The 12,965-nt window shown below is 53.1% G+C and carries 10 protein-coding genes; 6 read left to right on the top strand and 4 right to left on the bottom strand.

All coding sequences use genetic code 11. The features are described 5' to 3' along the window. Positions 1 to 9 precede the first annotated feature (9 nt). On the top strand, positions 10 to 1,275 hold the full coding sequence (gene clpX, locus QMG93_RS13335) for an ATP-dependent protease ATP-binding subunit ClpX (RefSeq protein WP_216795566.1): 1,266 nt from the start codon (positions 10 to 12) through the stop codon (positions 1,273 to 1,275). A gap of 101 nt (positions 1,276 to 1,376) precedes the next feature. After that, a complete protein-coding gene (ispG, locus tag QMG93_RS13330; protein ID WP_281937155.1) occupies positions 1,377 to 2,486 on the top strand; it encodes a flavodoxin-dependent (E)-4-hydroxy-3-methylbut-2-enyl-diphosphate synthase in 1,110 nt (369 codons plus the stop codon). Between the two features lie 91 nt (positions 2,487 to 2,577). Here the strand turns inward: ispG and QMG93_RS13325 are convergent, their stop codons facing one another. The 3 genes from QMG93_RS13325 to QMG93_RS13315 all read right to left on the bottom strand — a co-directional run bounded on the left by QMG93_RS13325 (position 2,578) and on the right by QMG93_RS13315 (position 5,872). Next, the gene (locus QMG93_RS13325; RefSeq protein WP_281937153.1) at positions 2,578 to 3,789 is read right to left on the bottom strand and encodes a cytochrome P450; all 1,212 of its coding nucleotides are present in this window, start codon (positions 3,787 to 3,789) and stop codon (positions 2,578 to 2,580) included. Positions 3,790 to 3,903: 114 nt separating this feature from the next. Then, positions 3,904 to 4,851 carry a ComEA family DNA-binding protein gene (locus QMG93_RS13320; RefSeq protein ID WP_281937152.1) on the bottom strand — a complete coding sequence of 316 codons (948 nt, stop codon included), beginning with the start codon at positions 4,849 to 4,851 and terminating at the stop codon, positions 3,904 to 3,906. Further along, positions 4,835 to 5,872, bottom strand: a complete 1,038-nt coding sequence (locus QMG93_RS13315) for a hypothetical protein (protein ID WP_281937150.1) — start codon at positions 5,870 to 5,872, stop codon at positions 4,835 to 4,837. The genes QMG93_RS13320 and QMG93_RS13315 overlap by 17 nt, the downstream gene beginning before the upstream one ends. A 186-nt stretch (positions 5,873 to 6,058) precedes the next feature. On the opposite strand from QMG93_RS13315, the gene QMG93_RS13310 reads away from it, so the two are divergent. After that, positions 6,059 to 6,835: a divergent polysaccharide deacetylase family protein gene (locus tag QMG93_RS13310; protein WP_281937148.1), complete on the top strand. Its 777-nt coding sequence runs from the start codon at positions 6,059 to 6,061 to the stop codon at positions 6,833 to 6,835. Between the two features lie 61 nt (positions 6,836 to 6,896). On the opposite strand, the gene QMG93_RS13305 is transcribed toward QMG93_RS13310, so the two are convergent. Continuing rightward, positions 6,897 to 7,637: an N-acetylmuramoyl-L-alanine amidase family protein gene (locus tag QMG93_RS13305; RefSeq protein ID WP_281937146.1), complete on the bottom strand. Its 741-nt coding sequence runs from the start codon at positions 7,635 to 7,637 to the stop codon at positions 6,897 to 6,899. A 199-nt stretch (positions 7,638 to 7,836) separates the two neighbouring features. Here QMG93_RS13305 and lonB point away from each other — a divergent pair, with 199 nt between their 5' ends. The 3 genes from lonB (at position 7,837) to yihA (ending at position 12,867) form a co-directional block, all read left to right on the top strand. Further along, positions 7,837 to 9,522: an ATP-dependent protease LonB gene (lonB, locus tag QMG93_RS13300; protein WP_413789295.1), complete on the top strand. Its 1,686-nt coding sequence runs from the start codon at positions 7,837 to 7,839 to the stop codon at positions 9,520 to 9,522. A gap of 120 nt (positions 9,523 to 9,642) precedes the next feature. Beyond that, positions 9,643 to 11,973 (top strand): endopeptidase La, encoded by a 2,331-nt coding sequence (gene lon, locus QMG93_RS13295; protein ID WP_281937142.1) that lies wholly within the window; start codon positions 9,643 to 9,645, stop codon positions 11,971 to 11,973. Positions 11,974 to 12,216: 243 nt separating this feature from the next. Next, positions 12,217 to 12,867, top strand: coding sequence for a ribosome biogenesis GTP-binding protein YihA/YsxC (gene yihA, locus QMG93_RS13290; protein WP_281937140.1), 651 nt, complete (start codon positions 12,217 to 12,219; stop codon positions 12,865 to 12,867). Positions 12,868 to 12,965: the final 98 nt, after the last annotated feature.

The raw sequence follows: 12,965 nt of genomic DNA, 5'->3' as shown, positions 1-12,965 counted from the left end.
AGTGATCCCATGTTTAAATTTAACGATGAAAAAGGCCAGCTCAAGTGCTCGTTCTGCGGCAAATCCCAGGAGCAGGTACGCAAGCTGGTTGCCGGGCCCGGCGTTTATATATGCGACGAGTGCATCGAGCTTTGCACGGAAATCGTTGAGGAAGAATTGGGTCACGAGGAAGAGCTCGACCTGAAAGACGTACCGAAGCCGAAGGAAATCCGCGCGATTCTGGATTCCTACGTCATCGGGCAGGAACAGGCCAAAAAATCGCTGTCGGTTGCCGTATACAACCATTACAAACGGATCAACTCGCAGCAAAGCAAGCTCGAAGATGTCGAACTGCAAAAGTCGAACATCGTCCTTGTCGGTCCGACGGGCAGCGGTAAAACGCTGCTGGCCCAAACGCTGGCCAAAATTTTGAATGTTCCGTTTGCGATCGCCGACGCAACGTCTTTGACGGAAGCCGGCTACGTAGGGGAAGACGTCGAAAACATTTTGCTGAAGCTCATTCAAGCGGCCGATTACGATGTGGAGAAAGCCGAGCGCGGCATTATTTATATCGATGAAATCGATAAAGTAGCCCGTAAGTCGGAAAATCCGTCCATCACCCGCGACGTTTCGGGCGAAGGCGTACAACAAGCTCTTCTGAAAATTTTGGAAGGCACAGTTGCTTCGGTACCGCCTCAAGGCGGACGCAAGCACCCGCATCAGGAATTTATTCAAATCGATACGACGAACATCCTGTTTATTTGCGGTGGGGCATTCGACGGGCTTGAGCAGATCATTAAGCGCCGGATCGGCAAAAAAGTGATCGGCTTCGGCACGGACGGACATAAAGCCGACCTGAAGCCGGGCGAATATTTGTCCCTTGTGCTTCCGGAAGACCTGCTGAAATTCGGTTTGATTCCGGAATTCGTGGGCCGTCTGCCGGTCATCTCGACGCTGGAGCCGCTTGACGAAGCAGCGCTCGTCCGCATTTTGACCGAGCCTAAAAACGCTCTTGTCAAGCAGTATCAGAAGATGCTGGAGATGGATAACGTATCCCTTGAATTCGAACCGGAGGCGCTGGAGGAAATTGCGAAAGAAGCGATTAAGCGCAATACCGGAGCGAGGGGGCTTCGTGCCATTATCGAAGGCATTATGCTGGAAGTGATGTACGAGGCGCCATCCCGCACGGAGAGCTCCAAGTGCATCGTTACCAAGGAAGCCGTACAAGCGAAGATCACACCTCAGATCACCGCAGCGGACGGCCAGTCCATGAAGAAAAAAGAAGAAAGCGCGTAAGCGCCGGATATACAAAAAAACTAAACGCCTCCAATCCGCAGGACCGATGATTCGTCCCCCGGAGCGGAGGATGTTTGGCATCATGGGAGAGAAGAAAACACATGTTCCATAGAACGGAAACGGTTCCGGTTAAAGTCGGCAATCTAACCATCGGCGGCAGCAATGACGTGATCATCCAGAGCATGTGTACAACCAAAACGGCGGATGTAAAGGCTACGGTGGCCGAGATTCATCGGCTGGAAGAAGCGGGATGCCAGATCGTCCGCGTTACGGTCAACAATAAGGAAGCGGCGGAAGCGATCAAAGCGATCAAGAAGCAGATCTCCATTCCGCTGGTGGCTGATATTCACTTTGACTACCGGCTCGCTTTGCAGGCCATTGAGAACGGGATTGACAAAGTAAGAATCAATCCGGGGAACATCGGCCGACGCGAGAAGGTGGAAGCCGTCGTCAAGGCCTGCAAGGAGCGAGGGATTCCGATCCGGATCGGCGTCAACGCCGGCTCGCTTGAGAACCATTTGCTGGAGAAATACGGTTACCCGACGCCGGAAGCGATGGTCGAAAGCGCGCTGTACCATATCGGCATTCTCGAAGAGCTCGATTTTCGTGACATCATCGTCTCGCTGAAGGCATCCGACGTCCCGATGGCGATTGCCGCTTATACGAAAGCGGCCGCAGCCTTCCGCTACCCGCTGCACCTTGGCATTACTGAGGCTGGGACGTTGTTCTCCGGTACCGTGAAGAGCGCGGCAGGCTTGGGCGCGCTGCTAAGCATGGGGCTCGGTTCGACGATCCGGATTTCGCTCAGCGCCGACCCGGTTGAGGAAGTCAAAGTATGCCGCGAGCTGCTGAAATCGTTCGGGTTGATCACGAATGCCGCCACCTTGGTATCTTGCCCGACCTGCGGCCGATTGGATATCGATCTGTTTTCTATCGCGAATGAGGTGGAAGAGTATATCTCCAAGCTGAAGGTGCCGATTAAAGTATCCGTCCTCGGCTGCGCGGTGAACGGCCCGGGCGAAGCTAGGGAAGCCGATATCGGCATCGCCGGCGCCCGAGGCGAAGGATTGTTGTTCCGTTACGGCGAGATGATCCGCAAAGTACCGGAAGCCGAGCTGCTGTCCGAGCTGAAGAAGGAAATCGACATCATCGTCGAGCATTTCGAGCGAACGGGTGAAATTCCCGGAAGAAAGCATCACGCAGCGATGTAATAGGCACATCATAAATACACCCGCACAAGGCAGGTGGAGGGAAGCGAGTTACGGCTTTCCGTCCTGCATTGGCGGGTGTATTTTTACTTAATTAATGCTTGGTATCGAAAAGGATTGGGAGCTCCTCCACACCATAGACAAAAGGACTGCGGATCGGTTTAAATTCGAAATGCTCTGCAAAGCGGATATTCGTCATCCGGTTCATGATGATGCGCAGTGCTATTACAGCTTCCAACCGGGCTAAAGGAGCCCCCAAGCAAAAATGATTGCCGAAGCCGAAGGCCATATGCGGATTGGGCGTCCGGTCTTCGATAAATTGATCGGCAGCGGGAAACTTGTTTTCGTCCCGATTGGCCGAACCAATCCAGGGGATGATGAGCTCACCCTCACGTATATCGGTGTGTCCGATTCGAACGTCTTTGGTCGCATAACGGCTTAGAGATAAGACCGGGGGATAATACCGCAGAACTTCTTCGACGAAGCTCTCGATCAAAGCCGGTTGTTCGTGAAGTCTTGTCTGCAGCGCAGGGGCCTCGGCTAATCTCCGTACCGAATTCGTAATCAAATTGGTCGTCGTCTCGTTGCCGGCGGCAAGCAGCAAAATGCAAAACTCCACAATTTCCATATCGTTTAAGCGCTCGCCATTTACTTCCGCTTCCACCAATTTTGTGACCAAATCATCCTTCGGACGATTGCGGCGCTCCGCAATGACTTTCAGAAAATAGTCGTCCAATTCGTGCCGGGTCTTCTCTCGTTCCAGATACAGCTGGAGCATGTCTTCTTTGCTGCCGGATTGCGGCCCTTTGACGATCGAATCCGACCATTCTTTGAAAAGTCGGCGGTCTTGCGCCGGAATCCCCAGCAGCTCGGCAATGACGATGACGGGCAGGGGAACGGCCAGATCGTGAACCAAATCCGTCGCCCCTTCATTTGCAACCGCGTTTAATAATTCTTCGGTAATAGAGGCGATGCGCGGACCTAGTTCCTCGATCGATTTCGGAGTAAACGCTTTGCTGACGATGCCGCGCATCTGCATATGCTTGGGCGGGTCCATGCCAATGATGCTTCCGAGCAGGACAGGACCTTTAATCGGTCTTACCGAAGAGAAGGTAGTAGGGTCTTTGAGCACATTGTGCACATCTTCATAACGAAAAATATCCCAGCATTCCCTATGGGGATCATAACGTACGGGAGTGGACTCGCGGCACTGGCGAAAAAACGGAAACGGATCGATTTGCGTTTCTTTTGTAGACAATTCCTTTACCGGTGCTATAGCTTTAGGTAACTCTTTGGCAGACTCCATCCGTGTCATCCTTCCTAATAATAGACTCGTATAACAATAATTTGGTCGATAATACTATTATAGTAGATAAATAATTAAAATAGAATAATTTTACTTTATGAATTGGACATCCATTTAAGATAAGGAGTACAGGAGTACCGCCATAAAAAACAGGCTGGAGCAAAAGGCTTCTTTTTTCTTACCCTGTGGTTTATTTCTCAAAACCAAAAAACGTTCAATGACCAGAAACAAAACACCAAGTACGGCGAAAATCAACAGCGGCTGGCCTGCCAGGACGGAAGCTAGAGCGAATAGCACCAGGACGCTCATTTTCACCGCATTCGTCACGATAATCCTTAGAGCACGCCTCAGCTCAAACCGCTTCCTAAGAACCAGCACATAATAAACCAAGAGAAAAAAACCCAACCAAGCAAGAGTAAATTTCGCCAGCATCCACAGTGACCCCGTAAGCAGCCTTTGCAGCAATCCGTTCTCCCCCAAGCGTTGTTCCGTTTGGGCTCTCGATTCCCGGGCAAAATTCGGATCGTAAGCCCCGTCCAAGAGCGCTTGAATGGTCTGCGCAGACAAACCGGGGATTTTTCTTACCTCGTCCAGCTCCCGGATAAACGATTGATTGTCCCGGTATCGAATGATAACTTCCGCCTCAGCCTCTCCGATGCCTGGAAAAGTCATGAGATCGCTGATATCCGCCGCATTCAGATCGAACGCATAAAACGGCATTCGAATCGAGCCTGCCTCATCGATCGCCAAATAGCTGTGCGCATGGCTCTTGTTCAGAAGCCAGATTTCCGGGGGTCTTGCTTCAAGTTCCTTTTCACTTAGCCCCGTAGCTTCGCCTAGGAGCCGGTACAGTGCTTCTTTCTCGTCCGGGTACTCGACGGCGTAGCCATGGACGAAATCCGCCAACGGTGAATCGGTTCGATTCACATACTTATGGAGAACGTGAAATATTTTCATGTACTCGTTTTGCAGTGGGGTAAACACGGCTTTGGCATCCACGGTACGCGAAGCGTCCGCCAAAAAAGCCGAATAGAACGAATCCTCCCTATAACGGTGCTTCAAGTCGCTGGAAAGCAGCTTCGTAAAAAAAAGCGGAAACGACTCCTTCGGTAGCCAAGGCTTGCGATACGTTCCTCGGTTTGCTCTCAACATAACGAACGCCCGTATTGCGGTATTTGATGCTCTGTTCGGCAGACCCCGCAGAAGGCTGCGTCGTCGTGAAACGAATCGTTCCCTCTTTCACCCAATCGTGCCGCTTCAGCATTTCGAACCGCTGATACCAGAACGGAACAGCGGCTCGATAAAGCTGCAGCCGCATTGGCCAGACGTAGTCCTTTTCGTATCCGGCGACCATGGTCGCTGTGGTTAGCCGAGCCTGCCGGACGCTGGATTCAAGGCCGGCTTTTCTGGATTCGTCCGGCTCATGATCTAAAGAGACATTTTCGAAGTGCTCGGCAAAGCCTTCGTCAAACGCGACCCGCCGGTCCGTGGTCAAGGACACGTAATGCATATCGACCGAACGGCTTTCGGTGCGGTCCCAGTCCGGCGAAAGCAAATGGTACATGACATGGCCGAGCTCATGCGGATAAACTTGGCTCATGGAGCCCAAGTAGTCGGACGCGGCCGTGCTTTTCATAAGGTCGACATAGGGCGTGCCCGTATGGTCGAGCAGCTCTCCATTCTGCTTCAGATAAAAGCCCGTCCCGGGGAAGCCGCCTTCCCGTTCTGATAATAACAAGTAGGCAGGGTGGCTTGCCTGACGGAGTTTCGTTTGCGCCTGCGTTTCCTTGGGGCGGTTAACCAAGTTTTGAGCGAGGAAAAACAAACGTACGGACTCAGCCATAAACGAATCGCGGAATAAATGCTCCGTATTCGCATCGTCGGTATGTTCGAAAATCGGGTATTCGCCTTTCTTCTCCCCGGTATCCCGAACGATTCGGAACGGCGGGGACGGGTCCGGTCTGACGTACGATAGAAAAGAATCGGTTTCCTTAACTGAAGACTCTGCGGCTTGGGCGGCGTCGCAAGCACACATCGCCATCCATACTAGTCCTGCGCAGCATAACAGTTTCCATCGTTTCATTTGAGCCCTACTTTCTTGTCTCTATGTAAATAATTCCAATAACTATAGACGAACAAGACTGCATTTTTCCTTCAAATAGGGATATGAATTTCTGGAGCTAAAATCCAAAATTAGCAAACGCTCGTATAGGTTTTTGCCGTAATGCAAACAATGAAGTAAGGAAATACGGATAAGGAGGTGCGGGCCATGAGAAGGAAATGGTGGGCGTCCGTCACAGGATGGGTCTGTCTATGCGTCATCATTCCGGCAACCGCAGCCGGACAGTACACAGCCATCGACCCGGCGGTAGGAACGAAGAAAATTGCCGTCGTTATCGACGATTTCGGCAACGGTCAAGCGGGCACCGAGCAGATGATGGAGCTGCCGATTCCGTTTGTAGCGGCGGTTATGCCTTTTCTGTCGACAACGAAGCGTGATGCGGAATGGGCGCATAAACTTGGTAAGGAAGTCATCGTACACCTGCCAATGGAGCCGCGGAACGGAAAACCGGAATGGCTTGGTCCGGGTGCGATAACCACGAGACTTCCCGACGATGAAATCCGGCGCAGAGTCATCACTGCCATAGAGGATGTACCCCATGCGGTAGGCATCAATAACCACATGGGATCGAAGGCGACGTCGGACGAGCGGGTCATGCGGATTGTGCTCACCGTATGTAAAGAGCGCAACTTATATTTTTTGGACAGCCGGACGACAGACAAGACCGTCATCGGTAAACTGGCGAAAGAAATGGGTGTGCGCACGGCGGAAAACAACTTGTTCATGGATGATACCTACACCCGGAGTCATATTCTCAAGCAGGCGGTAAAGCTGCAGAAGCTCGTCCGCGAGAATGACAGCACGATTGTCATCGGCCATGTCGGTCCGCCGGGGAAGCATACCTCCGAAATTTTGAAGCAATCGATTCCGACTTTGCAGCAGCTTGGCGGACATTTCGTACCGGCATCTCAGTTGATGAAATAATGTTTCCCGATGCAAAAAAAAGACCGCGCACTGCCGTGGAACGGCGGTCCATTGCGGTCTTTTACTTTTTTTGCTGCTGCAAGTACTGCTCGACGCCTGCGGCGATTGCTTCAGCAATAAGCTGCTGAGACTGGTCCTCGGAAAGCATCCGGCGGTCTTCGGCGTTCGTAATAAAACCCATTTCGACGATAACCGTTGGCGCCTTCGAATATTTTAACAAATAAAACGTGCGGCTAGGCACAGGCTTGTCGCTCGTACCATATAACGCGTTCAACGCTGCTTGCACGGATTTTGCGAGTTGCTCGCTTTGCGGTTTTATTTGATGAATCACGATCGCGCCCCGTTTCGAAGAATGGCGGGCAGAGTTGACGTGCAGACTGATCATGATTTTGGGCTTGATCTCATTGCACAGATGGCTGCGCTGGGCCAAGTCCTTGATATGTCTCGAACGGCTTTTTAACCATAAATTTTCTCCGCTTAGCGCGTAATCGTCCATCCGGTTCATCAAGACGACGTACCCTTTTCTGCGCAAAGTCTCGTACGTTTTTTTGGCGACCGCCAAATTGATATCTTTTTCCAGCAAGTCACCGTAGGAGGTACCCCCGTCGATTCCCCCGTGACCTACGTCGATTAAGACGTCGACGCTCGTTATGGCGGGATTGGCAGACTTCAGCTCCGGCAAGTACAAGGATTCAGGCACAAACGCTGCCGCTTGTCCGGCTTGGAAAGTCAGGACGGTCAGTGCCAGCATTGCGGCAACGGCAAGTTTAATCGCCCGCTTCCATAGATTCGGCCCCGACATCCGCTGTCCCTCCTTTCGCATAAAATCGTCCGCAGCTTTTTGTATCACATGGTTTTAGCATTCCCCAAAAAGTTTCTTAAAGCGCAGCGATTAATGGTACCATGACAGGGCAATACTACCAATTATATGAATGCCGTAGCGGCCGTTCAGGCGGCCGTGAGCAACAGGAGGGATTAGATTGAATATCAGCGTGATTTTGATGGTTATCCAGTTGTTTTTTGCCATCGTCATCGGTATGTATTTTTGGAATTTGCTGCGCAATCAGCAGACGAATCGTTCCGCCGTCGATAAGGAATCGAAGAAAGAGCTGGAGAAGCTGCGCAGGCTGCGATCCGTCTCTTTAAATAAACCGTTAGCCGAAAAAACAAGACCGACTGCCATGGAGGACATCGTCGGGCAAAAGGAAGGGCTGCGTGCCCTGAAAGCGGCGTTGTGCGGCGCCAACCCGCAGCACGTGATTATCTACGGCCCGCCCGGCGTGGGCAAAACGGCCGCCGCCCGTGTCGTATTGGAAGAAGCGAAAAAAAATCCGGAATCGCCGTTTCGTCCGGACGCCAAATTTACCGAGATCGATGCGACGACGGCGCGGTTTGATGAGCGCGGCATTGCCGACCCGTTAATCGGCTCGGTTCACGATCCGATTTATCAAGGAGCGGGAGCTATGGGAGTTGCCGGCATTCCGCAGCCGAAACCCGGGGCGGTGACGAAGGCGCACGGCGGGATTTTGTTCATTGACGAGATCGGTGAATTGCATCCGCATCAGATGAATAAATTATTAAAGGTGCTTGAAGACCGCAAAGTATTTTTGGAAAGCGCGTATTACAATTCCGAAGACACGAATGTGCCGAGTTATATTCACGATGTGTTCCAGAACGGCCTGCCTGCGGATTTCCGGCTCGTAGGGGCAACGACGCGCAACCCGCAGGAGCTGCCCCCGGCGATCCGCTCGCGCTGTATGGAAATTTATTTTCGTCCGCTGCTGCCGGAGGAAATCGGCTCGATTGCCGACAAAGCGCTGAAAAAAATCGGATTTCCCGACTGTCCTCCCGCGATTGAGGTCGTTAAGAAGTACGCGACCAACGGTCGCGAAGCGGTTAACATTATTCAGCTTGCGGCAGGGGTGGCGCTGACCGATCAACGCAGAGAGCTGACGGCCGCCGACATCGAATGGGTTGTCAACAGCTCGCAAATTCCGCCGAGGCCGGAGAAAAAAGTTTCCCAGCGCCCGGAAATCGGTCTGGTTAACGGATTGGCCGTTTACGGACCGAATCTCGGTATGCTGCTTGACATCGAAGTGACCGCCATTCCGGCGGCCCAACCGGGGATGGGTCAATTTACGATTACCGGTGTCGTCGACGAGGAAGAGATGGGTGGCGGATCCCGGACGCTGCGTCGCAAAAGCATGGCGCGCGGCTCCGTCGAGAACGTGCTTACCGTCCTGCGTCGGCTCGGCATGCAGCCTTACGATTACGACATGCATATCAATTTTCCGGGCGGCATTCCGATCGACGGACCGTCGGCCGGTGTATCGATGGCCGTGGCGATTGCTTCCGCCATCAAACGAATTCCGGTCGACAACCATCTGGCGATGACCGGCGAAATCAGCATTCACGGCAAGGTGAAGCCGGTAGGAGGCGTTATCGCCAAGGTTGAAGCCGCTTTTCAGGCCGGAGCGACCAAAGTCATCATTCCGAAGGAAAACTGGCAGGAAGTTTTTGCGGGGCTTAACGGATTGGAAGTCATTCCGGTCGATTCTGTGGAGGAACTGCTTCATCACGCCCTGGGTATCGAAAGCGCCCATCTGGCTGCCGAGCCTCCTGCCATGCCTCAGGAGACGGTCAGCAGCGCCTCCGTTACGATTCTGCACGCCGATGCGCTCGAATAGAGCGGTTGGCGTCTCTTTGTTCGTAAGAGCGGAAACTGCGGCCCCCGATTGGTGTTTTAAAATCAATTTTGATAAAATGTAAATCACATGCATGTAAGTATAGTCTGGAGGTGCTCGCGGATGGGAACGAGCAAACAGAAATTGCGCCGCTTGCCGCTGCTTCCGCTCCGGGGGCTGCTGGTGTATCCGAGCATGGTTCTGCATTTGGATGTGGGCAGGGAAAAGTCGGTACGGGCCCTGGAGAAGGCTATGGTCGAAGACAGCATGATCCTGCTGTGCTCGCAATCCGAGGTGAACATCGAGGAGCCGAAAACCGAAGATATTTACCGGATCGGCACGATATCGAAAGTGCGGCAAATGCTCAAGCTGCCGAACGGAACGATCCGCGTGCTTGTCGAAGGCGTCGTTCGCGCCGAAATTGCGGAATTTCTGGTTAACGACGAATACTACGAGGTTCATGTCAGGGAACTCCCTGAGCAGGAAACGTCCGATCCCGAAATCGACGCGCTGATGCGCACGGTGCTGAACCAATTCGAACATTATATCAATCTTTCGAAAAAAGTGACCCCGGAAACGTTGGCTGCCGTATCCGATATTGACGAACCAGGGCGACTCGCAGACGTGATTTGCAGTCATTTATCGTTAAAAATTAAGGATAAGCAAGAAATTTTGGAAACGGTCGATGTCCGGCTGCGGCTTGAGAAGCTGCTCGGTATCCTGAACAACGAGCGTGAGGTGCTCGAGCTCGAACGCAAAATCAGCCAGCGCGTCAAGAAGCAGATGGAGAAGACGCAGAAGGAATATTATTTGCGCGAGCAAATGAAGGCGATTCAGAAGGAGCTCGGGGATAAAGAAGGACGGGCCGGCGAGGTCGAGGAGCTGCGCAACCAGCTCGCGCAAAGCGAAGTGCCCGAGAAGGTGAAGGAAAAGATCGAGAAGGAGATCGACCGGCTCGAAAAGATGCCGGCAACTTCCGCCGAAGGCTCGGTCATCCGCAACTACATCGATTGGCTGCTTGGCTTGCCTTGGGCCCAATCGACCGAAGACGACCTCGATATCCGCAAGGCCGAGGAAATTCTGAATCAGGATCATTACGGCTTGGAGAAGCCGAAAGAGCGCGTCCTTGAATATTTGGCCGTACAGAAGCTGGTCAAGAAGCTCAAAGGACCGATTCTATGCCTTGTCGGCCCTCCCGGGGTCGGGAAGACATCGATCGCCCGTTCGATCGCTAGGTCGCTCGGCCGGCAGTTCGTGCGCATTTCCTTGGGCGGCGTGCGCGACGAAGCGGAAATCCGCGGACACCGCCGCACGTATGTGGGCGCGATGCCGGGTCGGATTATTCAAGGGATGAAAAACGCGGGAACGAACAATCCCGTCTTCCTGTTGGACGAAATCGATAAAATGGCGATGGATTTTCGCGGCGACCCGGCTTCCGCTCTACTGGAAGTACTGGACCCGGAACAAAACAGCACGTTCAGCGACCATTTCGTCGAAGTGCCGTTCGATCTGTCCAATGTCATGTTCGTAACGACGGCCAACGCCATACACAACATTCCGCGGCCGCTGCTTGACCGGATGGAAGTGCTGTACATTCCGGGATATACGGAAATCGAGAAGCTGCACATCGCGCGCAATTACCTGCTGCCGAAGCAGCAGGAGAACCACGGGCTGCAGGACGGTCAGCTCGTCATAGACGAAGACGCCCTCATGAGCACGGTGCGCGAATATACGCGAGAAGCGGGCGTTCGTAACCTGGAGCAGCAAATTTCGTCCATCTGCCGGAAGGCGGCCAAGGAGATCGTCGGCGGAGCAACGGCCGTGCATGTGAAAGCCGATAACCTGAAGGAATATCTCGGCCAGCCGAAATTCCGCTATGGCATGGTGGAGGAGCGCGATCAGGTCGGCGCGGTGACCGGGCTTGCCTGGACGGAGGTCGGCGGGGTCACGCTCGTTATCGAAGTGACGGTGATGCCCGGCAGCGGCAAGCTGACACTGACCGGAAAGCTCGGAGACGTCATGAAGGAATCCGCTCAGGCGGCTTTCAGCTACACCCGTTCGCGGGTCGAGCAATTCGGAATTCAGCCAGACTTCCATGAAAAATACGATGTCCACGTGCACATGCCGGAAGGCGCCATCCCGAAGGACGGTCCATCCGCCGGCATTGCGATGGGCACGGCGCTCATCTCGGCCTTGACTAATATCCCGGTCTCGCGTCACGTCGCGATGACGGGCGAGATCACGCTTCGCGGCCGCGTGCTCCCGATCGGCGGTTTGAAGGAAAAGGCTATGGCCGCCCACCGCGCCGGCATCCGCACGGTTCTACTGCCGAAGGACAATGCCAAGGACATCGAAGAAATTCCCGAGAGCGTGCGCTCCGAGCTGACGTTCATCCCGGTTTCGCATATGGATGAGGTGCTCGAACACGCTCTGGTCAAGCCTGTAGGCGTATAATAACAGGCGTTGGGTTGGGTGGTTTTTCGGAATTTATCATTCGTTCCAGGCAACGTTAGGAAAAGTATTTTCGAGGAAAGTTTACGGCCGCCTTTGAAATCAAGTTGTATCCGCTAAGGATCATAATAGACAACTTGAATTTCAAGAGCGGTGGAGCGGAAATATTTTTCCGGCCCGGCAGATAAGAATGATTTTTACGAACTCCGTCCGGCCCAACGCCCCATCAAGAAATGAGTGAAACTTATGAAGGTCAATCAAGCTGAATTCATCATCAGCGCGGTTGGTCCGAGTCAGTACCCTACGGATGCCTTGCCGGAGATTGCTCTGGCAGGGCGTTCCAATGTAGGGAAGTCATCGCTGATCAACCGGATGATCAACCGCAAAAACTTGGCTCGTACCAGCTCCAAGCCCGGCAAGACACAGCAGTTGAACTATTACAAAATTAATTCCGATTTGTTCTTCGTCGATTTGCCGGGGTATGGGTATGCGCAGGTGTCCAAAACCGAACGTGAAAAATGGGGCAAATTTATCGAAAATTATTTGCTCCACCGGGAATTTTTAAAGCTGGTGCTGCTCGTGATCGATCTTCGCCATCCGCCGTCCAAAGACGACCAAGCGATGTATTCGTGGCTGAAGCATCACGGCACGCCGCTTTGCATCGTGACGACGAAAGCAGATAAAATTCCGCGCAGCAAATGGCAGCAGCATGTCAAGATCGTCAAGGAAACGCTGGGAGCGGACAAGTCGGACCCGGTCGTCCTATTTTCGTCCGAGCTGGGACTTGGAAAAGACGAACTGTGGCAGATCATCGAGCAGAAGATCGACTATGGCGCCGATACGGCTGCGGAGGGACAGTCTGAGACGCAGCCCGAATCCGGCGATCAAGAACATTAATACGCCTGTCCTCTAAAGGGGGCGGAAGCCAAAAAGGCTATCTCCCAATCTCCGGTCTCTTGTGCCGGTAAACGGGAATAGCCTTTTTAAACTTGATT

Source organism: Paenibacillus tyrphae (assembly GCF_027925525.1).
GTDB lineage: Bacteria > Bacillota > Bacilli > Paenibacillales > NBRC-103111 > Paenibacillus_G > Paenibacillus_G tyrfis_B.
This window is presented reverse-complemented; position numbering and strand designations above follow the sequence as displayed.